22 protein-coding genes and 1 tRNA gene are annotated in these 25684 nt (G+C 68.7%); 7 read left to right on the forward strand and 16 right to left on the reverse strand.

The annotated features are described in order from the left end of the window. Positions 1-13: 13 nt before the first annotated feature. From dop to FPY90_RS03775, 5 genes are all read right to left on the reverse strand, one after another. On the reverse strand, positions 14-1594 hold the full coding sequence (dop, locus tag FPY90_RS03755; protein ID WP_083411249.1) for a depupylase/deamidase Dop: 1581 nt from the start codon (positions 1592-1594) through the stop codon (positions 14-16). 14 nt (positions 1595-1608) lie between these two features. Then, the gene (gene arc, locus FPY90_RS03760) at positions 1609-3345 is read right to left on the reverse strand and encodes a proteasome ATPase (protein WP_083411248.1); all 1737 of its coding nucleotides are present in this window, start codon (positions 3343-3345) and stop codon (positions 1609-1611) included. Positions 3346-3510: 165 nt separating this feature from the next. Continuing rightward, the gene (locus tag FPY90_RS03765) at positions 3511-4599 is read right to left on the reverse strand and encodes a tRNA (adenine-N1)-methyltransferase (protein ID WP_071214987.1); all 1089 of its coding nucleotides are present in this window, start codon (positions 4597-4599) and stop codon (positions 3511-3513) included. A 71-nt stretch (positions 4600-4670) separates the two neighbouring features. Continuing rightward, positions 4671-5798 (reverse strand): site-2 protease family protein, encoded by a 1128-nt coding sequence (locus FPY90_RS03770; RefSeq protein WP_071214986.1) that lies wholly within the window; start codon positions 5796-5798, stop codon positions 4671-4673. After that, positions 5795-6514, reverse strand: coding sequence for an HAD family hydrolase (locus FPY90_RS03775; RefSeq protein ID WP_498683904.1), 720 nt, complete (start codon positions 6512-6514; stop codon positions 5795-5797). The genes FPY90_RS03770 and FPY90_RS03775 overlap by 4 nt, the downstream gene beginning before the upstream one ends. Positions 6515-6587: 73 nt before the next feature. Between FPY90_RS03775 and FPY90_RS03780 the strand changes: the two genes are divergently transcribed. Continuing rightward, on the forward strand, positions 6588-7586 hold the full coding sequence (locus tag FPY90_RS03780; protein ID WP_071214984.1) for a PAC2 family protein: 999 nt from the start codon (positions 6588-6590) through the stop codon (positions 7584-7586). Between the two features lie 129 nt (positions 7587-7715). Here the strand turns inward: FPY90_RS03780 and mshC are convergent, their stop codons facing one another. The 3 genes from mshC to FPY90_RS03795 form a co-directional block, all read right to left on the reverse strand. After that, on the reverse strand, positions 7716-8993 hold the full coding sequence (gene mshC / locus FPY90_RS03785; protein ID WP_498683906.1) for a cysteine--1-D-myo-inosityl 2-amino-2-deoxy-alpha-D-glucopyranoside ligase: 1278 nt from the start codon (positions 8991-8993) through the stop codon (positions 7716-7718). 111 nt (positions 8994-9104) lie between these two features. Continuing rightward, positions 9105-9929 (reverse strand): undecaprenyl-diphosphate phosphatase, encoded by an 825-nt coding sequence (locus FPY90_RS03790; protein ID WP_498683907.1) that lies wholly within the window; start codon positions 9927-9929, stop codon positions 9105-9107. A 139-nt stretch (positions 9930-10068) separates the two neighbouring features. After that, the gene (locus tag FPY90_RS03795) at positions 10069-10326 is read right to left on the reverse strand and encodes a hypothetical protein (protein WP_071214982.1); all 258 of its coding nucleotides are present in this window, start codon (positions 10324-10326) and stop codon (positions 10069-10071) included. 42 nt (positions 10327-10368) lie between these two features. On the opposite strand from FPY90_RS03795, the gene FPY90_RS03800 reads away from it, so the two are divergent. After that, complete coding sequence (locus tag FPY90_RS03800) at positions 10369-10623, forward strand: DUF5703 family protein (RefSeq protein ID WP_071214981.1); 255 nt, start codon at positions 10369-10371, stop codon at positions 10621-10623. Between the two features lie 423 nt (positions 10624-11046). Here the strand turns inward: FPY90_RS03800 and FPY90_RS03805 are convergent, their stop codons facing one another. From FPY90_RS03805 to FPY90_RS03815, 3 genes are all read right to left on the reverse strand, one after another. Then, the gene (locus FPY90_RS03805) at positions 11047-12171 is read right to left on the reverse strand and encodes an acyl-CoA dehydrogenase family protein (RefSeq protein WP_071215188.1); all 1125 of its coding nucleotides are present in this window, start codon (positions 12169-12171) and stop codon (positions 11047-11049) included. A 124-nt stretch (positions 12172-12295) separates the two neighbouring features. Then, the gene (locus FPY90_RS03810; protein ID WP_498683909.1) at positions 12296-13621 is read right to left on the reverse strand and encodes a M20/M25/M40 family metallo-hydrolase; all 1326 of its coding nucleotides are present in this window, start codon (positions 13619-13621) and stop codon (positions 12296-12298) included. A 163-nt stretch (positions 13622-13784) separates the two neighbouring features. Continuing rightward, a tRNA-Leu gene (locus tag FPY90_RS03815) sits at positions 13785-13867 on the reverse strand. A 359-nt stretch (positions 13868-14226) separates the two neighbouring features. Here FPY90_RS03815 and FPY90_RS03820 point away from each other — a divergent pair. Then, complete coding sequence (locus tag FPY90_RS03820; RefSeq protein WP_071214979.1) at positions 14227-15465, forward strand: glycosyltransferase; 1239 nt, start codon at positions 14227-14229, stop codon at positions 15463-15465. Between the two features lie 22 nt (positions 15466-15487). On the opposite strand, the gene FPY90_RS03825 is transcribed toward FPY90_RS03820, so the two are convergent. From FPY90_RS03825 to FPY90_RS03840, 4 genes are all read right to left on the reverse strand, one after another. After that, positions 15488-16189 (reverse strand): alpha/beta hydrolase, encoded by a 702-nt coding sequence (locus FPY90_RS03825; RefSeq protein WP_498683913.1) that lies wholly within the window; start codon positions 16187-16189, stop codon positions 15488-15490. A 391-nt stretch (positions 16190-16580) separates the two neighbouring features. Then, positions 16581-17489, reverse strand: a complete 909-nt coding sequence (locus FPY90_RS03830; RefSeq protein ID WP_498683914.1) for a MaoC family dehydratase — start codon at positions 17487-17489, stop codon at positions 16581-16583. Beyond that, positions 17486-18823 carry a 3-oxoacyl-ACP reductase gene (locus tag FPY90_RS03835; RefSeq protein WP_498683915.1) on the reverse strand — a complete coding sequence of 446 codons (1338 nt, stop codon included), beginning with the start codon at positions 18821-18823 and terminating at the stop codon, positions 17486-17488. The genes FPY90_RS03830 and FPY90_RS03835 overlap by 4 nt, the downstream gene beginning before the upstream one ends. Before the next feature lie 2 nt (positions 18824-18825). Next, entirely contained in the window at positions 18826-20124 is a 1299-nt protein-coding gene (locus tag FPY90_RS03840) for an acetyl-CoA C-acetyltransferase (RefSeq protein WP_498683917.1), read from the reverse strand. Between the two features lie 71 nt (positions 20125-20195). Between FPY90_RS03840 and FPY90_RS03845 the strand changes: the two genes are divergently transcribed. Both FPY90_RS03845 and FPY90_RS03850 read left to right on the forward strand, forming a co-directional pair. Beyond that, the gene (locus FPY90_RS03845) at positions 20196-20909 is read left to right on the forward strand and encodes a TetR/AcrR family transcriptional regulator (protein ID WP_498683919.1); all 714 of its coding nucleotides are present in this window, start codon (positions 20196-20198) and stop codon (positions 20907-20909) included. Between the two features lie 106 nt (positions 20910-21015). Then, the gene (locus tag FPY90_RS03850; RefSeq protein ID WP_498683921.1) at positions 21016-23097 is read left to right on the forward strand and encodes an acyl-CoA dehydrogenase family protein; all 2082 of its coding nucleotides are present in this window, start codon (positions 21016-21018) and stop codon (positions 23095-23097) included. Between the two features lie 165 nt (positions 23098-23262). Here FPY90_RS03850 and FPY90_RS03855 read toward each other — a convergent pair whose 3' ends face one another. Continuing rightward, a complete protein-coding gene (locus tag FPY90_RS03855; RefSeq protein ID WP_498683923.1) occupies positions 23263-23910 on the reverse strand; it encodes a maleylpyruvate isomerase family mycothiol-dependent enzyme in 648 nt (215 codons plus the stop codon). A 199-nt stretch (positions 23911-24109) separates the two neighbouring features. On the opposite strand from FPY90_RS03855, the gene FPY90_RS03860 reads away from it, so the two are divergent. Both FPY90_RS03860 and FPY90_RS03865 read left to right on the forward strand, forming a co-directional pair. Further along, positions 24110-24925, forward strand: a complete 816-nt coding sequence (locus FPY90_RS03860) for a PspA/IM30 family protein (RefSeq protein WP_498683924.1) — start codon at positions 24110-24112, stop codon at positions 24923-24925. 260 nt (positions 24926-25185) lie between these two features. Continuing rightward, positions 25186-25413: a hypothetical protein gene (locus tag FPY90_RS03865; RefSeq protein ID WP_498683926.1), complete on the forward strand. Its 228-nt coding sequence runs from the start codon at positions 25186-25188 to the stop codon at positions 25411-25413. Positions 25414-25684: the final 271 nt, after the last annotated feature.

Genomic DNA, 25684 nt, shown 5'->3' on the forward strand with positions numbered 1-25684 from the left:
CTGGGTAGGGACTTTAGCTCCGCAGCGTGGCAATGAACTCGCGGATCGACAACTCCTGGTCCAGCAGCTCCCCGACCAGGGCCTTGGTGCCGCGCAACGGTTCCAGGGTCGCGATGCGCTCGAGCTTCCGGCCCCCGGGAACCGTGAAGGAGACCGAGTCCCAGCTGGCCGCCACCACGTGCTCCGGATACTGGCTGAGCACCCGCCCGCGGAAGTACGCGCGGGTGTCCTCCGGCGGGTTGGTCGCGGCGTGGGCGATCTGCGCCGGGGAATACAGGGTTTCGACCAGCCCGCGTGCGGCCAGCCGGTGGTAGAGGCCCTTCTCCGGGCGGATGTCCGCCCATTGCAGGTCCATCGCCGCGATCCGCGGGTCGGTGAAGTCCAGGCCGTGGCGCTGCGCGTAGGAGCCCATCAGCTTGTACTTGGCCACCCAGTCCACGGTGGAGGCCGCGGAGAAGACGTCGGTTTCCAGCTGGTGCAGGGTTTCCTCCCAGCGCCGCTGGATCTCCACGGTGGCCTCGTCGGTCGCATCGGTGGCGCCGCTGTGCCGGGCCGCGGCCTCGGCGTAGATCCACTGGATCTGAAGCGCGGTGAGCCGGCGCCCGTCAACCAGTTCGACCTTGGCGGTGAGTGTGGGGTCGTGGCTGATGGCCTGCAGTGCGGCGACCGGATCGCGCAGCTCGATCTCCGGGGCGGTGCCGGCCTCGATCATCGACAGCACCAGGGCCGTGGTGCCGGTGCGCAGCAGCGTGGAGATTTGCCCGAGGTTCGCGTCCCCGATGATCACGTGCAGCCGGCGGTATTTTTCCCAGTGCGCGTGCGGCTCGTCGCGGGTGTTGATGATCGGGCGGCGGATGGTGGTTTCCAGGCCGATCTGCGCCTCGAAGAAGTCCGCGCGCGCCGAGACCTGGAACCCGGGGTAGGAGCCGAGCATGCCACGGCCCACCCGCCCGGAGGCGCAGATGACCTGGCGGGTGGCGAAGAACGGGATCAGCCCCGCGGCGATCGAATCGAAGGGCACCGAACGGGGCATCAGGTAGTTCTCGTGCGCCCCGTAGGAGACCGACTTGTTGTCGGTGTTGTTCTTGTACAGGTGCACATCCGGCACCCCGGCCAGCGACTCGATGCGGCGCACAGCGGCCAGCGCCACGTGGTCCCCGGCCTGGTCCCAGAGCACCGCGTCGAACGGGTTGGTGGTTTCCGGGGAGGAGTACTCCGGGTGCGCGTGGTCCACGTAGAGCCGGGCGCCGTTGCCCAGCACCATGTTCATCAGCACCTCGTGGTCGTAGGGCCCGGCCTCGTAGAGGGTGTCCCCGATCCTCACGTCCCCGCCGGCCAGCGCCACCTGCTCGGCGTCAAGTTCCGGTTCGACGTCGGTGAGCTGGGAGGGGTCCGCCTGGGCACGCGGCTGGGTGAAGCCCCGGGCGTCGTTCAGCGGGGACTCGTCCGCGTAGTCCCAGCGGGTTCCGGCGATCTTTCCGCGGGCCTCGCGGACGGTCGCGGCATAGGCGTTGATGACCTGGGCCGAGAGCATCGTGGCGTTCGCCCCGGGCATGGAGGGGGCCAGCACCCCGTACTCGGTCTCCAGGCCCATGACCCGGTGGACGCTCACAGGTACTGCCCGGTCTCGTCGGCGCCGGGGGCCTGCAGTGTCTTGCCGCGCCCGTTCTTGTCGGCCACGATGGTGCGGATGAAGGTGATGCGTTCGCCCTTGCGCCCGGAGATCCGCGCCCAGTCGTCGGGGTTGGTGGTGTTGGGCATGTCCTCGTGCTCGTGGAATTCCTCCACGACAGCGGCCAGCAGGTGCTCCATGCGCAGCCCGCGTTCGGCGCCGGTGAGCAGCGCCTTGATGGCGGACTTCTTGGCGCGGTCCACGACGTTGCGGATCACCGCGCCGGAGGAGAAGTCCTTGAAGTAGAGGATCTCGGTCTCGGTGTTGGCGTAGGTGACCTCGAGGAACTGGTTCTGTTCCCCGGTGGAGTACATCGCATCGACGGTCGCCTGGATCATGGCGCGCACCGTCGCGTCGGCATCGTTGCCGTGTTCGGCCAGGTCGTCCGGGTGCAGCGGCAGATCCGCGGTGAGGTACTTGGCGAAGATCTCCGCGGCGCCCTGGGCGTCGGGGCGGCGGATCTTGATCTTCACGTCCAATCGGCCCGGGCGCAGGATCGCCGGGTCGATCATGTCCTCGCGGTTGGAGGCGCCGATGACGATGACGTTGTCGAGGCGCTCAACCCCGTCGATCTCGGCGAGCAGCTGCGGGACGATGGTGGTCTCCACGTCGGAGGACACCCCGGTGCCGCGGGTGCGGAACAGCGAGTCCATCTCGTCGAAGAACACCACCACGGGGTTGCCGCCGGCGGCCTTCTCCCGGGCGCGGGCGAAGATCAGCCGGATGTGGCGCTCGGTCTCCCCGACGTACTTGTCCAACAGCTCGGGACCCTTGATGTTCAGGAAGTAGCTCTTGGCCGTGCCGGTGTCGCCGTTGCGTTCGTTGGTGCGCTCGGAGAGCGAGTGCGCGACGGCCTTGGCGATCAGCGTCTTGCCGCAGCCCGGGGGGCCGTAGAGCAGGATGCCCTTGGGGGCGGTGAGCCCGTGCTCGCGGTACAGGTCCGGGTGCAGGAACGGAAGTTCCACCGCGTCGCGGATCGCCTCGATCTGGTCGGACAGCCCGCCGATGTCGGCGTAGGAGATGTTCGGGACCTCCTCAAGCACCAGGGACTGCATGTCGGAGAGGTGCACCTTTTCCAGGCCCAGCCCGGTGCGGGTGTCCAGGGTCAGCACGTCACCGACGCGCACGGTGTCCTTGACCAGGGGTGCGGCCAGGCGGATGACGCGCTGGTCGTCGGCACGCCCCATGGCCACCACCCGGTGGTCCTCCAGGACCTCCTTGACGGTGACCAGCTCCCCGGATTTCTCGTAGCCGAGCCCGGCGACGATGACCAGGGATTCGTTCAGCAGCACCTCCTGGCCGATGGCCAGCTTGGCGAAGTCCAGCAGCGGGGAGATGCCCACGCGCAGCTTGCGCCCGCCCTGGACGATGTCGGCGGACTGAACGCCGGTCGAGGAGATCGCGACCCCGGGCACCGGGTGGGTGCGCGGGTGCAGGTCGACGACGGTGCCGTGGCTGAAGGGGGTGTCCCCGTCCTTTTCGAGCCCGGACTTCAGGTTCAGGATTTCCTCGCGGGTGCGCTCGAGCATGGCGACCAGGCGGGTGTTGTTGGCACCGGCCGTGGCCAGCTGCCGGTCCAGTTGGCGGTTCTTGTCCCGCACGATGTTCAGCTGCCGCTCGGCCGCAGTGACCTGGCCCTCGAGCCGTGCGCGATCCGTATCTTCGCCCATCATCCACCTGTTTCGCTTGATCCGGAGGGTTTGCGGGTGCCGGGGTGAACCGGCACCTTTCTTTGCTTCCATCCTAGGCATGGGCGCGGCGGATTGAACGAAATGTGACCGCGCACCTTCGCGGGCAGGTGGGCCCGGAAAGGCGCGCGGCCACGGGGGCGCGCGGGGCTAGTTGCCCTCGGTGCGCGTTTCCGGCCCGGTGTCGGTCGCGGAATCCGGCTCGGTGCCGGCGGGCAGCGAACCGCGCTGGATCATCGACTTGGCGTCCTTGGCGGCGCGGCGCAGCTTGCGGTCCGAGACCCCGCGCTCCCCCAGGGCCTCGTGGTGCCAGGCCTCCGGGTTCTGCGAGCGGGTCCAGGTTTCCAGGTCCTCGGCGGAGTAGGTGTGTTCCTTCACGCGCTTGGCGCCGGGGATGCCCACGGCGCCGTCGGCCAGGCGCCGGCAGGTGATCAGGAAGGCGGTGTGCGCGACCATGCGGTGGTCCGGGCGCACGGCCAGGCCCTCGACGTGCCAGCCGCGGACCATGGTCTCGAAGGACTCGGGCTCGGTGTACAGCCCGGTGGCGCGGATGGCCTCCACGGTGCGGGACATCTGCGTCACGGTGGCCACGTAGTTGACCCACACCCCGCCCGGGGCCAGCACGGTGGACACGGCGTCGACACACTCCCACGGGGAGAGCATGTCCAGCACCACGCGGTCCACGGAGCCGGGTTCCTCGGTTTCCAGGACCTTCTCCTGGAAGTCGCCGATGGAGATCTGCCAGGCCGGGTGCGGGCCGCCGAAGACGGTGTCCACGTTGCCGCGGGCGATGTCGGCGAATTCCTCGCGGCGCTCGAAGGAGTGCAGGTAGCCGGAATCGCCCACGGCGCGCAGCAGCGACATCGACAGGGCGCCGGAGCCGACGCCGGCCTCCACGACGCGGGCGCCGGGGTAGATGTCGCCCATCTGGATGATCTGGGCGGCGTCCTTGGGGTAGACCACGGTGGCGCCGCGCGGCATCGACAGCACGAAGTCCTTCAGCAGCGGGCGCAACGCCTGGTAGCGGACCTCGTTGGTGTTCTCCACGATGGAGCCCTCGGGGGCGCCGATCAGCGCATCGTGGAAGAGCACGCCCTTGTGCGTGTGGAATTCCCCGCCGGCGGTCAGGGTGATGGTGTGGATCCGGCGCTTCTGGTCGGTGAGCTGGACCCGGTCGCCGGGGCGGAAGGGGCCGCGGCGGTTCTCGGCCCCGTGGGGTGTTGCTGGCTTTTCGCTCATGGGGGTGGAAATGTCCTTACGTTCTGGATTGGTGGGTGTTCGTCGGTGGCGGCCGCGAGGCGGCGCCGTGGCTAGTGCGGCTTGCCGGTGATGGCCGCGACGATGCGGGCCTGGGAGAGCAGTCCGATGACGCGGTGGGATTCGTCGATGACCGCGTACTCGCTGCCCTGCAGCGTGGCCAGGTACCCGATCAGGGCGCGGCCGTCGGCGTTGGCGTCGACCACCGCCCCCGGTCCCAGGGCGCGGGCCGCGGAGAGCGCCGGGGACCCGGCCAGCAGCGAGGGGTCGATGGAGCCCAGGGCCTCCTCGTCGATCACCGCGACCGGGTTCCCGGCCTCGTCGACGAGGATGACCCGCCCGCCGCGGCTGGCCAGCCGGGCGGCGACCTGGGCGAGAGTGGAGTCCTGGCGGATGGCGGTGGCCGGTTCCATCAGGGCCCGCACCTTCACCAGCGGCAGGCGCAGGCGCAGCTTGGCATGGGTGATGCCCTGCGAGGCGCCGACCCACATGAAGCCGCCGACCAGGACCGCGACGATGAGCACCTGCAGGTCCAGGGGCTCGTTGCGGGTCAGCGGGCGGATCACGAAGTATCCGACCACCAGGATCACCAACACGCGCCCGGCCCAGCCCGCGGCAATGGTGCCGCGGTCCTGGGATCCGGTGTAGCGCCAGACGGCCGATTCGACCAAGCGCCCGCCATCGAGCGGAAGCCCCGGCAGCACGTTGAAGATCGCCACCAGCAGGTTCGCCCAGACCAGGATGAACCACAGCAGGTACAGCACGCCGGTTGGCTGCACCCAGAGCAGCAGCGAGTAGCCGACCCCGGCCAGCACGAAGTTCGCGGCCGGCCCGGCCATCGCCACGGCCAGCGAGCGGCCGGGGGTGGCGTTGAAGGAGGAGAACTGGGTGTGCCCGCCCCAGAGGTTCAGGGTGATCCGCGCCCCGGGCCAGCCGAAGGACTTGGCGACCAGGGCGTGGGCGAGTTCGTGGATGAGCACCGAGACGGCCAGCAGCACCGCGTAGGCGAAGGCCACCAGGTAGGCCATGGCGCCGAGCCCGGGGATGGAGCTTGCGACGTTGGGCCCGAAGAGCAGCACGATGACCCCGGTGATGACGAACCAGGACCAGGCCAGGGAGACCGGGACCCCGAAGATCGAACCGAGCGGGATCCCCGCGCGTTTGGTGCCGGCTTCGCTCATGTGCGTGCCCCGGCGGACACCAGGGTGCCCAGGGTTTCAATGTCCAGCTCCGCCAGCGAGCCGAATCGGTGCCAGGCAACGGAGTCCGGGACCGGGGCGATGTGCGGGATGAGCACAGCGGTCACGCCGCTGGCGGCGGCCGAGGCGATGCCGGGGGCCGAGTCCTCCAGCCCGATGACCCGGGCCGGCTCGAGATCCGCCACGGAGCGCCCGAGCATGTCCAGGCCCAGCAGGTACGGGTCGGGGTGCGGCTTGCCGCGGGAGACCATGTCGCCGGTGACGCGGAAGCCGAAGTAGGGGTGCGGCAGCTGTTCGAGCACCAGCGCCGCGAGCGGCTCCTCGGACATGGTCACCAGCCCGCAGGGGATGTTCGCCCGGTGCAGGGTTTCAAGCAGTTCCAGGGCGCCGGGGCGCCAGTTGACGTGGCGGCGCACCCCGGCCAGGACCTCGGCGGTGAGCCGGTCGATGATCTCGCGCTCGGGAAGGGCCACCCCGGCGCGCTGCAGCGCGGCCGCGGCGTCGGGCAGGGCGTTTCCGACCAGGGCCATGGCCTGGTCTTCGCTCCAGCGGCCGCCGAATTCGGCCACGAGGGCCGCCTCGGCGGCCATCCAATAGGGTTCGGTGTCAAGCAGGGTTCCGTCCATGTCCCACAGCACGCCCTGGATCTCGGTGTTCAGGGCAGCACTGGGCAGGGGGTCGCAATTCTGGGTTGGCATGAGCCAATTCTAGTGTGTGCGCCATTGCCCCGGCGACCGGTGCGCGCGCTAGGGTGAGGATGTGAGCGAAGATATGAATGAACCAGTGACACTTTCCTCGCTGGTGGCAGCGTCCGCGACGCCCGCGCCCCTGCGCCCGGCGATCATGGTGGTGGCCTTCGAGGGATGGAACGATGCCGGGGACGCCGCAAGCTCGGCGCTGAAGACCATCAAGTCGGCCACCGGCGCGGTGAAGGTCGCGGGCATCGGCGACGACGACTACTACGACTACCAGTTCTCCCGGCCGCAGGTGCGCCGCAATGCCGCAGGCAAGCGGGTCATCAAGTGGCCCACCACCCGCATCTACCGTGCGTCGCTGCCCGACTCGCCGGTGGACCTGCTGCTGGTGCGCGGGGTGGAGCCGACCTACCGGTGGAAGGCGTTCATCACCGAGATCCTCACCCGCGCCGAGGAGGAGAACGTGCAGGGGGTCGTGGCGCTGGGCTCGTTGCTGGCCGATGTGCCGCACACCCGCCCGATCCAGGCCTCGATTTCTTCCGACGACCCGAAGGTGCGCGAGGCCCTGGGCGCCGGGCAGGCGAGCTACGAGGGTCCGACCGGGATCCTGGGGGTGCTGGCCCAGTTCTCCGAGGCCGCCGGGCTGCCCACCCTCTCGATCTGGTCCGCGGTCCCCCACTATGTGGCGCAGCCGCCCTCGCCGAAGGCCGAACTGGCGCTGTTGCACCGGGTGGAGGAACTGTTGCCGCTGACGCTGGACCTGCACGAGCTGACCGAGGACGCCTTGGCCTGGGAGCGCGGGGTCAACGCGCTGGCCACCGGGGACGCGGACGTGGCAGCCTATGTGCAGCAGCTGGAGCAGGCGCAGGACGAGACCGAGCTGCCCGAGGCCACCGGCGAGGCGATTGCCCGGGAATTCGAGCGCTACCTCAAGCGCCGGCACCGCCCCGGGGCGGCCGGGGCGCACGAGGAACACGAATCGCCCGACAGGAACGACCCTGCCACCGGGGGGCCGCAGACCCCGCAATCACCGGATACGCCCGAGACGCCGGACACCCCCGGGACCCCCGACTAGCGGTTCCCGCAAGGCCCCGGGGGTACGCAAAACGCGTCCCGCACGCAGCCACTGCCCCTGCAAGGGGTGTGGCGGTGCGGGACGCGTTCCGGTTTCCGTGCCCGCTGCCGAAGCGGCGGGCACGGATCGCTAGGAGAGCTTCAGGCCCAGCAGCGCATCGAGCGCATCGGTGAGCAGCTGCCCGCCGGCACCGTTTTGGCCGTCGTCCTCGGCCGGGTCCTGTGCGGCGAAGGCGTCAAGCACGGCCAGGGCCGCGGGTGCGTTGATGTCGTCGGCCAGCCTCGAGCGGATCCGGGTGATCACCGCGGTGGCCTCGGCCAGGGTGGCGGAATCGATGCGGGCGCGCCAGCGGGCCAGGCGGTCCTGGGCCTGGGCGAGCAGCTCGTCGGTCCAGAACCAGTCGCTGCGGTAGTGCTGGCCCAGCAGCACGGTGCGGATCGCCACCGGCTCCACGCCGGCGGCGCGCAGCTTGGAGACCAGCACCAGGTTGCCCAGGGACTTGCTCATCTTTTCGCCGTCCAGGCCCACCATGCCGGTGTGCACGTAGGACTGCGCCAGCGCCTTGCCGTCCAGTGCGGCGGCGTGTCCGGCGGAGAACTCGTGGTGCGGGAAGATCAGGTCCGATCCCCCGCCCTGCACGGTGAAGGGGGCGGGCAGGAAGCGGCGGGCGATGACCGAACACTCGATGTGCCAACCCGGGCGCCCGGCGCCCAAGGTTCCGCCGTCCCATTCCGGTTCACCGGGCCGGGCCACGCGCCACAGCAGGGGATCCAGGGCGTCGCGCTTGCCCGGGCGTGCCGGGTCCCCGCCGCGTTCGGCGAAGAACCCGAGCATGGTCTCGCGGTCGTACCCGCTGACGGTGCCCAGCTCCCAGGCGTCGGAGGCCGCGGCCGCGGCGTCGAAGTAGATGTCCCCGTCCGGTTCCCCGTTTTCACCGGGCACCGCGTAGGCCAGGTCCTTGGCGACGAGCTCCTCGACCAGCGGGACGAGCCAGGTAATGGATTCCACGGCGCCGATGTAGTGCTTCGGCGGGATCACGTTCAGGGCCTCCATGTCGGCGCGGAACAGGTCGGTCTGCTCCTTGGCCAGCACCTGCCAGTCCATGCCGGTGGCGGCGGCCCGCTCGAGCAGCGGGTCGTCGATGTCGGTGACGTTCTGCACGTAATTCACTTCGCGCCCGGCGTCGCGCCAGGTGCGCAGCAGCAAATCGAAGGCCACGTAGGTGGCGGCGTGCCCCATGTGGGTGGCGTCGTAGGGGGTGATGCCGCAGACGTACATGCTCGCCGGTGCGTCGGACTTCTCGGCGGGGGCGGTGTCAACCAGCCGCTGCCTGGCGGTGTCGTGCACCGCCAGGATCGGTGCGTTTCCCGGAACGTGCGGGACGGTGGGCGCGGACCATGCAAGCACGGGGCGTCCTTTCTCTTAGGTTTTCCCCCGGAACAGGCCGGGGCGCAATGCAGTTACTTGGAACAAGTCCAAAGGACCCCGCGCTTATTCCACGATTCGGGGCCGGGTTTGCTAGGCGTTGATCACGTTGAAGCCCAGCAGCAGGTACAGGGCCAGGCCCAGGGCCACGCGGTACCAGACAAAGAGGCTGTAGCTGTGCGAGGAAACGTACTTCAGGAACCAGCCGACAATGACAAAACCGACGATGAACGCGATCAGCGTTGCCAGGCCCGTCTGCGGCAGCGAGTACACGCCGGGCTCGTCGAAGGACTTGGCCAGCTTGTACAGCCCGGAGGCGAAGACCGCGGGGATGGCCAGCAGGAACGAGTAGCGGGCCGCGGCGCCGCGGGTGTAGCCCATGAACAGCCCCGCGGTGATGGTGCCGCCGGAACGCGAGACCCCGGGAATCAGGGCCAGTGCCTGGGCGAAGCCGAAGAGGATGCCGTGCTTGGGGGTCAGCGAGGCCAGCTCGCGGTCCTGCTTGCCGTAGTAGTCGGCGACCGCCAGGATCAGGCCGAAGACCACCAGGGTGGTCGCCACGATCCACAAGGAGCGGAAGGACGTGTCGATCTGCTCTTCGAAGAGCAGGCCCAGCACCGCGATCGGGATCGAACCGACGATGATCAGCCAGCCCATCTTCGCGTCCGGGTCGCTGTGCGGAATCCGGCCGCGCAATGCGTTGAACCAGGCGCCGATGATCCGCACGATGTCTTTCCAGAAGAACACCAGCACGGCGGTTTCGGTGCCCAGCTGCGTGATCGCGGTGAACGCCGCGCCGGGATCGGAGGCACCGGGCAATAGCTCTCCGACAATGCGCAAGTGGGCGCTGGAAGAGATGGGGAGAAATTCTGTCAGACCCTGGATCAGCCCCAGGAATGCCGCTTCAAACCAATTCACGTACCGACACTACTTCACCAAGGCGCACCGAGGCCCGTTGGCTCTCCACGGTGAGGCGAAGTTAATACCGTGGTCCCACCCGCCGAGGGCCGCCACCGGCACCCTGGTACCGGTTCGGCGCACCGGCCGTGTCCCGGTCCTATTGCTCGCTTCCCTGAAGCGGCCCGTCCTCGTCGTAGGGGTCGTTGTCGTCGTCCTCGTCGACCACGGTCAGCGGCAGGAACTCCTCGTAGGACTCATACAGTGCGTCCTCGTACTCCTCGTAGGCGTCTGCCACGGCAAGGAATGCCGCGCTGATCGAGGCGTCCTGGGCACCGCGCTTTGCCGCCACCGCCGAAAGGTGTTCTTCGAGGCAGCTGATCAATACACTGAGGGCAACACGCGGGTCTGTACTCATGTGTTCGACGTTACATGCACAAGCCACACTATGGACAGGGTCATGATCGAAAAGAAAATCACGGCACCAAGCCCCCTCGAGGCGATGCCCGGGGACCCCGGACACCGCTTCGAATACCTGGTCATCACCGCCCGCCCCGGCGAGCACCGGTCGGTGGCCCGGGCCGCGGTGCGGGAGCACTCCGAATACGGCAAGTGGGAACTGGTGCGCACTTGCCTCTACGAGGGCGGCGGGCAGAAGTACTGGATGCGCAGGCGCATCATGCGGGTCAAGCCGACCCTTGACATCCGCGCCTGAGCTGCGCAGCTTCCCCGCGGACGATCAACGCCGGCGGTCGGCAGGAAACGTCCCGCCCATGGATCAAGCCCGGTCAGGACCTTGCGAGGCAGGCAGGCTCGCTGGAGACCGCTGCGGGCTTTCCGTCCGGGAGGTTGTCGACCTGCCGCGAGATGTACCGACCGATCCGTTCGCCGGCCTCGAGCGGATCGATCGACTAAACGGCACCGAAAAGCTCCTCCGGAATCCCCCACGCCAAGCCCTCGTCAAGCGGTGCCGGCCCCACCAGTCCCTCCTGGAAGTGGAGGATTGAAAGGTTCCTTGCGTAGGCGTCGGTGCTGCAGCTGGCCGCATTGAAGGAGGCGGCAGGGCAGCGGTCGATGCCGGGGCCCCTGCCGTGCGTGGCCCTTCCCAGTGCTTCAGATCGCCCGGTGCCCTCGCGGCCTACTCCCTGACCGGCCCCAGCAACCAGGACGCCACCGTGGAGTGCGCCGACTCGGCGTCCGAGGGGTGGTAGAGGCTGGCCAGCGCGTCGCGGTAGAGCCGCTCGAGCTCCGAACCGCGGAAGTACTGCCCGCCGCCGGAGACCTTGGCGGCGACATCGATGCAGTAGCGGGCCGCGTCCCCGGCCGCGGTGCGCAGCGTGACCAGCCGCGGGAACCAGGATCCCCCGTGATCCACCAGGTCGTCGAGGTCGCGGGTGGTCATCCGCAGCATCGCGTCGAGCCGCAGGATCTCCATCCCGGCGTTGGCTACCTGCCACCTGATGTCCGGGTCCTGGTCATAGGTCCGCCCGTCGTTCTTCAGCGATTTCCGCCGCACCGGGTTGGCCGCGGCCAACTGCATGCCGCGCTCGGCCAGCCCCACGTAGACCGAGGCGGTGAGCGAGAGGAACGAGGCGAAGATGCCGAAGACCAGCAGGTCCGGAACCGGGCCCACCGGCAGGGTGCTGTGGATGTGCTCGGCCGCCACCGGGGCCCCGGTGAGGACGGTCGAGTTCGATTGGGTGGCCCGCATGCCCAGGGTGTTCCAGTTTTGCGGGATCTCGATGCCCGGCGCATCCCGGTGCAGGAAACCGTGGACCAGCTTCGGCTCTGGGCCGCTTTCGTCCTTGCCGAAGACCCCCAGCCGGGTCCAGACCGGGGCCAGCGAGGTGAAGATCTTGGTGCCGGTGAAGGCGTAGGAACCGTCGGCCGCCGGCACGGCCCGGGTGACGGAGTCGAAGAGGACCTGGTCGTTGCCGGCCTCGGAGACCCCGAAGGCCATGACCTCCCCCGCCTGCACCCAGTCCAGGACCATGTCCAGCCGGTGGTCTCCGCGGGCGGCGAGCAGCGTTGCCACCCCGCACCAGACATGGTGCATGTTCACGGCCAGTGCCGTGGCCGGGGCGTAGGAGCCGAGCAGGCGCTGGGCGGCGGTCATCGTTTCCATGCCCCAGCCGAAGCCGCCCCGGGATTCCGGGAGCATGGCCCGCAGGTACCCGGCCTCGGCAAGTTCGGCAAAGTCCTGCGTGCAGAAGGTGTTCTGTTCGTCGTAGCCTCCGGCACGTGCCCGGAATCCTTCGAGCATGTCGGTGCCGAGCACCTGGTCAATCGTCTTCACGTGGGTTTCGCTTCGCTTTCCTGTTGCTGGGGGTGTGGATCATCCCGCGGCGGCCGGTCACCGGCCTCGGCGGGCATAGCCCGGGAGGGTGTCAGTAGGTGGTCAACAGGTCGCGCAGGACCCGGGTGCCGAACTTCAGCGAGTCGACCGGGACGCGCTCGTCGACGCCGTGGAACATGCCGGTGAAGTCCAGTTCGGCCGGAAGGCGCAGCGGGGCGAAGCCGTAGCCGGTGATGCCCAGCCGGGAGAGCGACTTGTTGTCCGTGCCGCCGGAGAGCATGTAGGGCAGCACGACGGCCTCCGGGTCCTCGCGATTCAGCGCGGCGACCATGGAATCGACCAGTCCCCCGGCGAAGGGAACCTCCAGCGCCCGGTCCAGGTGCAACGAGGACAGTTCGACGTCCGGCCCGGCCAGGGCGCGCAGCGTTTCCATGACCGCCTCGTGCTGCCCGGGCAGCGTGCGCACATCCAGCAGGGCCTCGGCGGACCCGGGGATCACGTTGTGCTTGTACCCGGCGGAGAGCACCGTGGGGTTGGCGGTGTTCTGCAGGGTCGCCCCGACGAAGCGTGCCACGTTGCCCAGCTCATTCAGCAGCACCTGCGGGTTGTCCTCGGTGAACTCGATGCCGGTCATCCCCGAAACACCCTCAAGGAAGGCGCGGGTGGTGTCGGTGTAGGAAATCGGCCAGTCGTGCTCGCCGATGCGGGTAATGGCCGCCGCCAGCCGGGTCACCGCGTTCGCCTCGTTGATCTGTGAGCCGTGCCCGGCCCGCCCGTTCGCGGTGAGCTTGAGCCAGGCGATGCCCTTCTCGGCGGTCTGCAGCAGGTAGGCGCGCTTGCCGTCGATGGTCGCGGAGAAGCCGCCGACCTCGCTGATGGCCTCGGTGGCGCCCTCGAAGAGCTCGGGGTGGTTCTCCACCATCCAGCGCGCGCCGTAGTCGCCGCCGGCTTCCTCGTCGGCGAAAAACGCGAAAACCAGGTCGCGGCGCGGGCGGGTGCCGGTGCGCTGCATCTGGCGCATGACCGCCAGGATCATCGCGTCCATGTCCTTCATGTCCACCGCCCCGCGGCCCCAGATCATCCCGTCCTTGATCTCGGCGCCGAAGGGGTCCACGGACCATTCGTCCTTGAACGCCGGGACCACGTCGAGGTGCCCGTGCACGATCAGTGCCGGCAGGGACTTGTCGGTGCCCTCGAGGCGGGTGACGACGTTGGCGCGGCCCTGGGCCGATTCAAGGACCGTGGCCTCGAGCCCCACCTCGTGGATGAGTTCGGCGACGTATTCGGCCGCCTTGCGCTCCCCCGCGCCCTCGTTGTTGCCGTAGTTGGTGGTGTCGATCCGGATCAGCGCCTGGCAAATGCCGGCGACCTCGTCCTCGGCAACAACGATGTCCGGGGTGCTCTGCGCAGCTGACATGGGGGAATCCTTCTGCCTTCTCGTGACGAAACCTGGTTCCCCCACCCTATCCAGACCGGCGCACGCAGGCGAGGGCGAGGCGCCACGAGTCGTGGCGCGGGGGGCGTTTGCCGGGAACGAGAAAACCCCCGACCGGATTCTCATCCGATCGGGGGTTTGTCTGTGCGAAGGAGGGGACTTGAACCCCCACCCACTTACGTGGACTAGCACCTCAAGCTAGCGCGTCTACCATTCCGCCACCCTCGCTGGTGGCCGCTGCACCGGAGGAAGTTCGTGAAGAACTTTGTTTCCGTTGTCCGCGGCGAGATAAGACTCTAGCACGGGTCTGGGGCACACTTCAATTCGGCGGTTCCCCGCCCCGAAAACCCCGTGTTTACAAGGCTATTTGCGTGCTTCGGAGCCAAAACATGCAGTCGGGGCCGCTATTTGTGAGCAGGGTCATATTCCGAAGGGGGAAATCGTGGATTTCGGGCCCGTGGCAGGCCATGATCCGGGGCGGGGCTTGTTGCGTAGGATGAAGGTGTTGGGCCGCCACCTCCCGAGCATGTCGGGAAACGGCGGCCGCATTGATCGCACATTTCTCGTTTACAGGCGGCAGAGCACCGATGTCCGAACCCACGAACACCCCCCAGCGCATCGCGATGATTTCACTGCACACCTCCCCGCTGGAACAGCCCGGGTCAGGGGATGCCGGCGGAATGAACGTGTACATCAGGCACCTGGCGTTCGCACTGGCCGATCTCGGGGTGGAAGTCGATGTCTTCGTCCGCGGCGCCGAGACCAGGGCCACCGACATGGCCCCGGGCGTGGTGTGCCACGAGGTGCAGGCAGGCCCGCCCGGGAAGCTGGCCAAGGAGGAACTGGCCGGGCACTTGCCGGAAGCCGCCTCGGCGATCCAGGACTATGCCTCGGGCCTCGGACCCTACGACGCGATCCATTCCCACTATTGGCTTTCCGGGATCGTCGGGCTGCAGCTACGTGATGCATGGGGCGTGCCGCTGGTGCACACCATGCACACCATGGGCAAGGTCAAGAAGCTCTCGGCGCACACCGAGGAGTCCGCCGCCCGCATCCGCGGGGAAATGCTGCTGTGCCTCCAGGCCGACCGGCTCACCGCCAACACCCCGGTGGAGGTCGAGGAGCTCATCCACCTCTACGGTGCAAAACCCGCGGCGCTTGACGTGGTGGAGCCGGGCGTGGACCTGTCGACCTTCCACCCCGGGGTGTGCGAGCAGCGCGAGAGCGCACCGGGTTCCTTGCGGGTGGTCTTTGCCGGGCGCATCCAGAAGCTCAAGGGCCCGCAGATCCTGGTGCGGGCGCTGGGGATCCTGGCCCGTGAACGCCCGGACCTCGATGTGAAGCTTTCGGTGATTGGTGCGCGCTCCGGGGCCAAGGAGCTGGACCTGCAGAAGCTGGTCGAGGCACAGGAAGTGGAGCACCTGGTGCGGTTCTCGCTGCCGATGCCCGCGGAGCACCTGGCCAAGGCGTTCCGCTGCGCCGACCTGGTGGCGGTCCCCTCCTACAGCGAGTCCTTCGGGCTGGTGGCGCTGGAGGCGCAGGCCTGCGGCACCCCGGTGCTGGCCCGCCGCGTCGGGGGGCTGCCCCACGCGGTGCGGGACGGGCACACCGGAATCCTGGTCGATGGCGCCGAGCCCGCCGCCTGGGCCGTGGCACTGGCGAAGCTTGCCGCCGACGCGCCGCTGCGCCGGCGGCTGGGCACCCAGGCCGCCGCTTTCGCCGCCGGGCACGGCTGGGAAAAAACCGCCGCCGCGGCGCTGTCGTCCTATGCCGGTGCCATCGCGCAGCGCAGCGCGGACAGGTCAAGCACCTCCCCCGCCCCTTAGCGCGCCCCCGCCGGGGACCCGCTCACGGTTGGCCGGTGGCCGATGCCGCGTCGGCCAGTACCTCCTCGAGCCCATCGAGCAGATCCTGCAGCCCGCGCTCCTCGAAGGGAAAATCGCCGCATCCGCGCAACAGCCGGCTGACCGTGGGACCGGGCAAGGCCTGCAGGGTTCCCTCGCTCAGCGCCGCCGGCGTCCACGCGTCGAGCTCGGGATGCATCAGGTGCACCGTGACCGCCCGTGTTCGTGCCGCGGTGTGCGGGTGCCTCAGGTACGAGGCGAGTAACCCCAGGGGCAGCCAGGCGCCGCCGCCGCGCCGGTCCCTGGCGCAGAGCCGCCCCAAGAGGGGATCTCGCCCCATGCTTCGAAGATCGGCGATCCAGGAGATCTTGACCGGAATCCGGGCCACAGGTCCGCGCACCAGGGCGAGCAGCGGCATGAAGGGAAGTGCGAGCGACCCGAACCGCGTCATGGCCGCGCGCGCCTCGCGCTCCAGGGGGTCAAGCAGGCAGGTGGCGATGACCGCGGCAACGCCGCCGGCACGGGCAGCGGCCTCCACCGCGAGGAGACTGCCGATGCTGGCCCCGAGCAGGACCACGGGACGCCCGTCGTCCTCGGCCTCGAGGAGATCGGCCAGCAGGGCGATCCAGTCCTCGTAGACCACCCGGGTCCGCGATGCGGTGAGGGTTCGGCCGTAGAGCGGCAGGTCGACGGCGGTGATGTCCACGTCGCTGTCAGCCAGCAGGCCGGGACGGGCCACAGCGCAGCCGCATGGGCGCCGGCACCATGGACGACGACCAGACGCACCGGGGCGTCGGGCTTGCGCAACCGGGAGAGGTGGACGCGATGTCTCCGCCAGGACCACCAGGTCGACGCCGGGGAAACCTGCCGCTGGTTCCGGGCGGGCGGCAAGAAGGCCGCGTAGTCCTCGACGCCGGCTTCTGTTGGTTTATGAAAGTTCATGGGCGCTTCCTTTTCTGTGGGCCGGCAACGGCTCGAGTCTTCCATGAAGGACCCGGGCAGTTGCCGCGGCGAAGGACGTGTCGTGGACCTGTCCAGTTGGGTCGACCGGTCCGTGCGTCGAGGACCCAAGGCGTGGCGGCAGGCGCCGCGGCCTTCTACGCCCGGGAGGCAGGCCCGTCCGGATGCGTGGTGATCGATCCGGAGAAGTGCGGCTTGCCGCTGCGTGCGCCCCACCCGCTGAAGACCATGTGGTCCCCGCGGTCCTCGTAGCCGACATCGACGGTGGAGGGCAGGAACACCGGGGTGGCGAACTCGATCTCCCAGTCGTAGCCAGCGTCCTGCGGCGCGGCGCCGGCCAGTGCGCGTCCGGCCAGGTACATCCCGTGCGCAATGGCGCGCTTCATGCCCAGCGCCTTGGCCGAGGCGGCGGAAAGGTGGATGGGGTTGTAGTCCCCCAGCACCGCCGCGTAGGTGCGCCCGGTGTCGGCGGCCAGCTTCCATGACGCGGTGCGTGCCGGGATGGTGAAGGGAGCCCGGGCCTCGGAGGGGGCGCCGGGCCGGCTGCCGGGCCAGATCCCGCGGGCCAGGTAGGTCGAGACCCCGCGCCACACCGGTTCGCCGCCCTCGGAGACCTCGACGACGAGATCCAGTTGGGTGCCGGCGCGGTGCTCGCGCAGGTTGGCCGCCCAGGCGGTGGCCGAGAGCGTTGCCGAGGCGGGGATCGGACGCAGGTGGTTGACCCGGTTGGACAGGTGCACCATGCCCAGCAGCGGCAGCGGGAAGTCCTCGCGCACCATCACCGACATCGCCACCGGGAACACCATGCCATGCACGAAGACGCTGGGCAGGGTGTCGCGCACGGTGTCGCCCATCAGGCGCTGGTAGTCGACCAGCCGTGCGGGATCGGCCACCAGGGCCTCGAGGCGGTGCTCGATTTCCGGCAGCGTGCCGCCTGCGGCCTGGCCGCCGGGCAGCAGGGCGCGCAGCCGGCTTCCGGCGGCCTTGGCGTAGAGCGCGCCCAGCGAAGGTGCGGCATCCAGGACGACCCGTTCGCGGGCGCTCATGCCCCCACCAACGACTGCCCGCACACCCGCAGGGTGCGCCCGTTGATGCCGGCGGCCGCATCAGAAGCCAGGAATCCGATGGCTTCGGCCACATCCAGCGGCAGCCCGCCCTGCATCAGCGAGGGCATCAGCATCCGCGCCACGGCGCGGGTCGCCAACGGGATCTTCGCGGTCATGTCGGTCTCGATGAAACCGGGAGCCACGGCGTTGATGCCGCCGCCGTTTGCGGCGAATGCGGCCGCGGAGGCCCGCACCATGCCGATGACCCCGCCCTTGGAGGCCGCGTAGTTGGTCTGTCCGCGGTTCCCGGCGATGCCGGAGGTCGAGGCCAGCGAGACGATGCGCAGCCCCGGCAGCTTGGCGGCCAGGAACGCCTCGTTCATGGCCAGCTGCGAGGAGATGTTCACCGCGATGACCGAGTCCCAGCGGACCGCGTCCATGTTGGCCAGCAGCTTGTCGCGGGTGATCCCGGCATTGTGGATCACGATGTCCAGTGCCCCGTGGCGGGAGCGTGCGTGCTCGATGATCTTTTCCCCGGCGTCGGCGCGGGTCACGTCCAGCTGCAGGGCGGTGCCGGAAACCCGGTTGGCGACCCTTGCCAGCGCGTCCCCGGCGGCCGGGACATCGACCACCACTACGGTGGCGCCGTCGCGGTGCAGCGTCTGCGCGATGGCCGCCCCGATGCCGCGCGCCGCGCCGGTGACCACGGCGACCTTCCCGGCCAGGGGCTTGTCGAAGCTCTCCGGCAGCGTCCCGTCGACCGAGTCGACGGCGATGAACTGGCCGTCTACGTAGGCGCTGCGCCCGGAGAGCAGGAAGTGCAGGGCAGCCAGTGCGGAGGGGGCGGTGACCGAGATGCCCTCGGCGAGCACGATGCCGTTGGCTGTTGCACCGCCGCGCATTTCCCGGCCCAGGGAGCGCATGGTCCCGTCGATGCCTTGGCGCACGGCGGCCACGGCCGGGGCGTCGGTGTCCAGCGCGGGCCGGCTGAAGGAGACCACGCGTCCGCCGGGGGCCAGCCGGCGCAGCGCCGCGCCGGCGGCGAGCATGGGCTCGGAGAGTTCGGCGGGGTCCGCCAGCTCGTCGAGCAGCAGGATGATCCCGCCGAGCTGGCTCTCGCCGGAGGCGTGCCGGCGCACATCCAGGCCCCAGCCCAGCAGCGTGTCGGCCAGGTCCTGGGCGGCGGAGGAGTTTCCGAGCAGCAGCAGCGGTCCGGGCAGCAACGGGGCCCCGGGTGCGTAGCGGCGCAGGATCGCCGGACGCGGGGCGCCGAGGGACTTGGCAAGCTTCTTGGTGAAGCCGGAGTTCACGAGTTCCAGGTACTTGTCGGCCATGATCAGCGTGCCTCCAGGATCGCCACGACGCCCTGCCCGCCGGCGGCGCACACGGAGATCAGGCCGCGGCCCGATCCCTTCTCATGCAGCATCTTCGCCAGCGAGGCCACGATGCGTCCGCCGGTGGCGGCGAACGGGTGCCCGGCGGCCAGCGAGGAGCCGTTGACGTTGAGCCTGGAACGGTCGATGGCCCCCAGCGGGGCGTCAAGGCCGAGCTTGTTCTTGCAGAATTCGGCATCTTCCCAGGCGGCCAGCGTGGCCAGCACGGTGCCGGCGAAGGCCTCGTGGATCTCGTAGAAGTCGAAGTCCTGCAGTGAGAGGTTGTTGCGCTCCAGGATGCGGGCCACGGCATACGTTGGCGCCATGAGCAGCCCCTCGGCCCCGTGCACGAAGTCCACTGCGGCGGCCTCGAAGTCCACGAAGTTCGCCAGCATCGGCAAATCGTGCTCGCGGGCGTAGTCCTCCGAGCCCAGCAGCACCACCGAGGCCCCGTCGGTCAGCGGGGTGGAGTTGCCGGCGGTCATCGTCGCCTCGGCGCCCAGGTTCTTGCCGAAGGCCGGCTTGAGCGTGGCGAGTTTTTCCAGGCTGGAATCCGCGCGCATGTTGGTGTCCTTCGAGACCCCGGCAAACGGGGTGATGAGGTCGTCGAAGAAGTTCCGCTCGTAGGCGGCGGCGAGATTCTTGTGGCTGGCCAGGGCGAGCTCGTCCTGGGCGGTGCGGGAAATGTTCCAGGCCTTGGTGGTGATCGCCTGGTGGTCGCCCATCGACAGGCCGGTGCGCGGTTCGCCGGTGCCCGGCGCGTTCGGTGCCAAATCGCGCGGGCGGAACCTGGAGACCGCCTTGAGCTTCGCGCCGGTGGTGCGGGCGCGGGAAAGATCCATCAGGACCGCGCGCAGGCCCTCGGAGACCGCGATCGGGGCATCCGATGTGGTGTCCACGCCGCCGCCGATGCCCGAGTCGATCTGGCCCAGCTTGATCTTGTTGGCCAGCGAGCCGATGGCTTCCATGCCGGTGGCGCAGGCCATCTGGACGTCGTAGGCCGGGGTCCGGGCCGAGAGCGAGGTGCCGAGCACGGATTCGCGCACCAGGTTGAAGTCCTTGGAGTGCTTGAGCACCGCTCCGGCGGATACTGCGCCGAGGCGCTGGCCCTGCAGGCCGAAGCGGGCGATCAGCCCGTCAAGTGCGGCGGTGAGCATGTCCTGGTTGCTGGCCTTGGAGTAGGCGCCGTTGGAACGGGCGAAGGGGATGCGGTTTCCGCCGATGATGACGGCCGGGCGAATGGCTTGGGTCTGGTCGGACATGCTGTGGTTGCTCCTGGGGGCAGATGTGAGGTGAGTTACTGATACCCAGCGTACCTGATACGCTGGGTATCGTGAACAACCCTCAAGCCCCCGACACCGCGGGCACCCCGATGCAAGCACCAGGCGATGGCCGCTCGGTGCGCTGGGATGCCCACCGGGCCGCGCGGCGCCTGGAACTGATCAAGCTCGCTCGGCACACGATCCACCGGCTGGGCCCCGGCGCCTCCATGGAGGAGATCGCCGCGCAGGCGAACACCTCCAAGTCCGTCTTCTACCGCTACTTCGGCGACAAGGAGGGACTGCGCCAGGCGCTGGGCCAGTACGTCATCACCAACTTCCGCACCGAGGTGATCGCCGCGGCCCTCAAGTCCAGCGGCGAGGGCGACGCCTTGCACGCCATGGTGCTGGCCTACCTGCGGATGGCCGCGACCTCCCCGAACATCTACTTCTTCGTCACCGCCAGCCCCGCAACGGACGTGCTGACCGACCCGGCCGGTGCCGGGGGGCAGGTCCGCGACGGGGCACTGAACGACTTCTTCGAGGACCTGGCAACGATGATGCGCGAACGCATGCACGCCTACATGGGCGTCGGGCCCGGGGAGCGGGCCAGCCCCGCCCTCGAGCTCTGGCCGCGCGCATCGATCGGCATGGTCCGCGCCGCCGGCGAATTGTGGCTGCGCGCACCCGAAGGCCCCGGGCGCCCCGGCATCGAGGAACTCGCCCGGAGCCTGACCCTGTGGCTCACCCACGGCGTCGCGTCCCAGGCCTCGCTCGACCTCCCCTAGCCCGCAAGCTCCTTCCCCACGGCAAGACGACCACCAAACATCCAAGAAATCCAGCGTCAGTTCCCCCGCACCGCGAGGGCAGCACAACCGAAAGGCAGATACGCCAGTGACCCAGGAACAAATCACCCTCGACACCGCCGACGTCACCATCGACGTGGCATCCCTCGGCGAACAGCTGCTGGGCCGCTGGGCGGAGATCCGCAAGGAAGCCCGCGCCCTGGCCGGCACCGAGGCCTTGCGCGGAACCCCCGGGCTGACCATGGACGAACACCGCGAACGCGTCTTCACCCAGCTGCACGAACTGGTCAACGCCAAGGCCGTGCACCGGGCCTTCCCCGCGCGCCTGGGCGGGCAGGACAACCACGGCGGCTCCATCGCCAGCTTCGAGGAACTGGTCACCGCCGACCCGTCCCTGCAGATCAAGGCCGGCGTCCAGTGGGGCCTGTTCGGCTGCGCGGTGCTGCACCTGGGCACCGCCGAACACCACGACAAGTGGCTGCCGGGCATCATGTCCCTGGAAATCCCCGGGGCCTTCGCGATGACCGAGATCGGGCACGGCTCGGACGTCGCCTCCATCGGCACCACCGCCACCTATGACGACCAGGCGCAGGAATTCGTCATCAACACCCCCTTCAAGGCCGCATGGAAGGAATTCCTGGGCAACGCGGGGGTCCACGGCAAGGCCGCGGTGGTCTTCGCCCAGCTCATCACCGGCGGCGTGAACCACGGCGTGCACGCCTTCTACGTCGACATCCGGGACGAGAACGGCTTCCTGCCGGGCATCGGCGGACAGGACGACGGACTCAAGGGCGGACTGAACGGCATCGACAACGGACGGCTGCACTTCACCAACGTCCGCATCCCGCGCACCAACCTGCTCAACCGCTACGGCGACGTCACCGCGGACGGCACCTACTCCTCGCCCATCCACTCCCCCGGCCGCCGCTTCTTCACCATGCTCGGCACCCTGGTCCAGGGCCGCGTCTCGCTGGACGGCGCCGCCACGGCCGCCTCCAAGATCGCCCTGCAGATCGCGGTCACCTACGCCAACCAGCGCCGCCAGTTCAACGCCTCCTCCGACATCCAGGAGGAGAACATCATGGACTACCAGCGCCACCAGCGCCGGCTCATCCCCCGCCTGGCCCGCACCTACGCCGCGTCCTTCGCCCACGAGGAACTGCTGGCGAAGTTCGACGACGTCTTCTCCGGGGCCACCGACACCGACGCCGACCGCCAGGACCTTGAGACCCTGGCCGCAGCCCTGAAGCCGCTGAGCACCTGGGACGCACTGGACACCCTGCAGGAGGCCCGCGAGGCCTGCGGCGGCGCCGGATTCATTGCCGAGAACCGCTTCACCGCCCTGCGCGCGGACCTGGACATCTACGTCACCTTCGAGGGCGACAACAACGTGCTGCTGCAGCTGGTGGGCAAGCGGCTGCTGACCGACTACGGGCAGGAATTCCGCAAGCTCGACGCCGGGGTGCTGGCCCGCTACGTGGTCAAGCAGGCCGAAAACGTTGCGCTGCACCGCACCGGGCTGCGCTCGGTCGGCCAGGCGTTCGCGGACACCGGGGATGAGCGCAAGAGCGCCAACTTCTTCAAGGACGAATCCAACCAGCGCGCCCTACTCACCGACCGGATCAACACCATGGTCGCTGAGATCGCCGACGCGCTGCGCGGGGTCAACACCAAGGACCGCGCGGCCTCCGCCGCCGCCTTCAACGAGAAGCAGGACGCGCTGATCGCCGCGGCCCGCGCGCACGGCGAGCTGCTGCGCTGGGAGGCCTTCACCACGGCCCTGGGCAACACCTCCGACGCCGGGACCCGCACGGTGCTGACCTGGCTGCGCGACGTGTACGCGCTGACCCTCATCGAGGAGAACCTCGGCTGGTACCTGATGAATGGGCGCCTGTCGATGCAGCGGGCCCGCACGCTCACCGGCTACATCAACATCCTGCTCGCCCGGCTTCGCCCGCACGCCCAGGACCTGGTCGATGCCTTCGGCTACGGTCCGGAGCACCTGCGCGCGAAGATCGCCGACGGAGGGGAAGCCGAACGCCAGGATGAGGCCGCCCAGTACTACCGCAAGCTGCGTGCCAGTGCCGATGCCCCGGTTGACGAGAAGGTGCTGATCGCGCGCGAGAAGGCCGCCAAGAAGGCCGCGCACCACGCGTCTGCCAAGAAGTAGCCCGGGCACCCATCCCCGACGGGGAGTGCGGCGCGGACCAACAGGCAATCGACTGCCCTTCGGTCCGCACCGCACTCCCCGTTTGGCTTTCCCTGATCCTTTGGGGGCCCGTATCAGGCGCGTTCCGTAGTTGATCCCCGTGGATCAAGGACTTCCGAACCTGCTTCAGGATCCTGCGTGCGTCGCGAAGGCCGCCGCACCCGGTCCGGAGACTTCATCCACCGCCAGGGGGCGGCCGGAAACGGCCAGCAGCAAGGAAATCGCCGGGCCGCGGACCATCAAGTCCCCGGAACCGTGCTCGAACCCGGTGTCCGTGGCAACCAGCCGGAACCCGGCGGCGCGTTCCTTGCCGCCGCCCATCTTGGTGCTGGTCCGCACCTGGTATTCCAACGCCGTGGCCACGTGTGCGGCTGGGTAGTCGCTCCGGAGGCCCAGTGGACGGCGAATGTCCTCCCCGTGCACGAACGCCTCCACCAGGCGGGTGGGCAAGGCCGCCGGCGGGGTGCTGGTTCGCGTGAGCACCGTGCGGAACCCGGCCAGCGTCCGTGCCGGGTCCGCGCAGCGTTCCCTAGCGAGTCCCACGGCATTGTCCTGGTCGAAGTTGAAGCCCGCAGCGAACATGCGGCGGATGAATCCCAGCCGGGTGGTCTTGGCGGAGTCGACAAGGTGGGCCAGCACGTCGTGCACGGACCAGCCGGGGCACAGCGACGGCGTCTCCCAGTGCCCGGGCGCCAGGCTTTCGAGGTCGTCGGCCAGGGCCAGGCGCTCCCGGTGAACGACGGGCCAGATCACGGAGCTCGGTGCAGGGGTCATGGTTCCACCCAAGCAGTTGCCACGCGCCGAGGCAACAATCCCTGGTCGCCCGATCCACCGGATGGCCGCGGATCCGTCCCGTTCCGCGCGACGCGCACGCCCCTCGACCTGCCGGGAATCCTTGGTCCCGGGTTCAGTCGGGGCCGCCTGTCGCATAGAGTTATTCCAACGCGGCTTATGAAAGGGCAACGCTCCCCCCATGAAGAAGAACTCGATTTTTGCACGACTGTTCCGCATCGGAAAGTCCAACGCCAACGCGGCATTGGATGCGCTGGAAGATCCGCAGAAGATGCTGGACCAGAACGTGCGTGACTACTCCGACAACATTGCCAAGGCCGAAACCGCGGTGGCCCAGACCATCGGCAACCTGCGCATGCTTGAGGACGACTACAAGACCGCGGTCAACGACGCCCGCGAGTGGGGCGCCAAGGCACTGGCCGCCTCGAACAAGGCCGAGGAATACGCGGCCGCCGGCGACGGCGCCAACGCCGAGAAGTTCAACAAGCTGGCCACCGTGGCCATCCAGCGCCAGATGTCCAGCGAGAAGCAGGCTGCCAACGCCGAGCCGAACATCGCCTCGCAGCGCCAGGTCGTCGAGCAGCTCAAGACCGGCCTGAACACCATGTCGACCAAGCGCCAGGAATTGGTGGCCAAGCGCGACGAGCTGGTGGCCCGCGCCCGCAACGCCAAGACCCAGGGCCAGATGATGGACGCGGTCAAGGCCCTGGACATGAGCGACCCGACCTCCGAGATCGGGCGCTTCGAAGCCAAGATCCGCTCCGACGAAGCGCGCGTGCGCGGTGCGGCCGAGCTTGCTTCTTCCTCCCTGGATGCGCAGTTTGCCTCCCTGGAGGATCTGGGCGAGTCCACCGAGGTCGAGGCACGTCTGGCGGCCATGAAGGCCGAGAAGAACATCCTGGAACAGGCACCTGCCGCCGCGCAGCTTGAGGACGCCCCGGCGGCGTCCGAGATCAAAGCCCGCCTGGCGGAGCTGAAGGCCAAGAACCAGGGCTAGTTTTCCTGCCGCGGATGCAGCTTCCGCGCTGCCTCCGGGGCCATGACGCGGGGTTGGACACCAGTTGTCCAACCCCGCCTTCGTTTCCCCGTCAGAGGAACGCCGTGCCGGTTCCCTTTCACCACAGGTCAACCATTCTTTGTAGGCCGTTGACTGCCGGCCTCATCGTGGTTGAATGGACTGACACGAACGGGGGGCCACGAATGCGCAAGAGTCGAGGTTTTGCAGCAGGAATCTTGTTCGGATGGGGACTTCTCCTCATGGCCAGCCCCGTTGCCCTGTATCTGTTCATCCATGGAGAAGCCGAGCGCAAGTCGTGGATCATTTCCGGCCCCGAACCGTTCAGCGATTTTGCCGGCGGCCCCTACCAATTACGCATGTACGTCGGACTTTTTGCCGCAGGGGTCATCCTCCTGGCCGGTGGATTGATCGCCGGTTACTTCAAGCGTCGCGCGGCGCGCAGGCGACACGGCGCCTGGCTGGTGTAGTTCAGCGAAGCGAATTCCGTTTTCAACGGCGGCCACTCAAGGATGAATTCCTGGCCGCACCATCATCAGGAAGCCGGATGTTGGATCCCTTTTTAGCCACTTGATGCTGGCTGGAATCGTGATCTTGGTGCCCGATGCGGGACCCGTCCGGTTCACGGTTCTAGCGCCATCGTGCCGAAAACGGTTGTCAGCGACAAAGACGGTAACAAGCAAACTGCTGATGCCGTACCCGAACCGGACCTCCTCAACACGCTTCATATGGGAACGAAAG

The sequence above is a fragment of the Arthrobacter sp. C2 genome (genome assembly GCA_024207135.1).
In the GTDB taxonomy this organism is placed as follows: Bacteria; Actinomycetota; Actinomycetes; order Actinomycetales; family Micrococcaceae; genus Paeniglutamicibacter.

Bases quoted from the DNA above. Each gene is read 5' to 3' on its own strand.
- FPY90_RS03805 (WP_071215188.1), bottom strand. From the start codon at position 12,171: ATGCTCGAAGGATTCCGGGCACGTGCCGGAGGCTACGACGAACAGAAC.
- FPY90_RS03775 (WP_498683904.1), bottom strand. From the start codon at position 6,514: ATGCCAACCCAGAATTGCGACCCCCTGCCCAGTGCTGCCCTGAACACC.
- FPY90_RS03865 (WP_498683926.1), top strand. From the start codon at position 25,186: ATGGCCAGCCCCGTTGCCCTGTATCTGTTCATCCATGGAGAAGCCGAG.
- FPY90_RS03810 (WP_498683909.1), bottom strand. From the start codon at position 13,621: ATGTCAGCTGCGCAGAGCACCCCGGACATCGTTGTTGCCGAGGACGAG.
- FPY90_RS03820 (WP_071214979.1), top strand. From the start codon at position 14,227: ATGTCCGAACCCACGAACACCCCCCAGCGCATCGCGATGATTTCACTG.
- FPY90_RS03795 (WP_071214982.1), bottom strand. From the start codon at position 10,326: ATGAGTACAGACCCGCGTGTTGCCCTCAGTGTATTGATCAGCTGCCTC.
- FPY90_RS03780 (WP_071214984.1), top strand. From the start codon at position 6,588: ATGAATGAACCAGTGACACTTTCCTCGCTGGTGGCAGCGTCCGCGACG.
- FPY90_RS03830 (WP_498683914.1), bottom strand. From the start codon at position 17,489: ATGAGCGCCCGCGAACGGGTCGTCCTGGATGCCGCACCTTCGCTGGGC.
- FPY90_RS03860 (WP_498683924.1), top strand. From the start codon at position 24,110: ATGAAGAAGAACTCGATTTTTGCACGACTGTTCCGCATCGGAAAGTCC.
- dop (WP_083411249.1), bottom strand. From the start codon at position 1,594: ATGGGCCTGGAGACCGAGTACGGGGTGCTGGCCCCCTCCATGCCCGGG.
- arc (WP_083411248.1), bottom strand. From the start codon at position 3,345: ATGATGGGCGAAGATACGGATCGCGCACGGCTCGAGGGCCAGGTCACT.
- FPY90_RS03765 (WP_071214987.1), bottom strand. From the start codon at position 4,599: ATGAGCGAAAAGCCAGCAACACCCCACGGGGCCGAGAACCGCCGCGGC.
- FPY90_RS03770 (WP_071214986.1), bottom strand. From the start codon at position 5,798: ATGAGCGAAGCCGGCACCAAACGCGCGGGGATCCCGCTCGGTTCGATC.
- FPY90_RS03840 (WP_498683917.1), bottom strand. From the start codon at position 20,124: ATGTCCGACCAGACCCAAGCCATTCGCCCGGCCGTCATCATCGGCGGA.
- FPY90_RS03855 (WP_498683923.1), bottom strand. From the start codon at position 23,910: ATGACCCCTGCACCGAGCTCCGTGATCTGGCCCGTCGTTCACCGGGAG.
- FPY90_RS03835 (WP_498683915.1), bottom strand. From the start codon at position 18,823: ATGGCCGACAAGTACCTGGAACTCGTGAACTCCGGCTTCACCAAGAAG.
- FPY90_RS03800 (WP_071214981.1), top strand. From the start codon at position 10,369: ATGATCGAAAAGAAAATCACGGCACCAAGCCCCCTCGAGGCGATGCCC.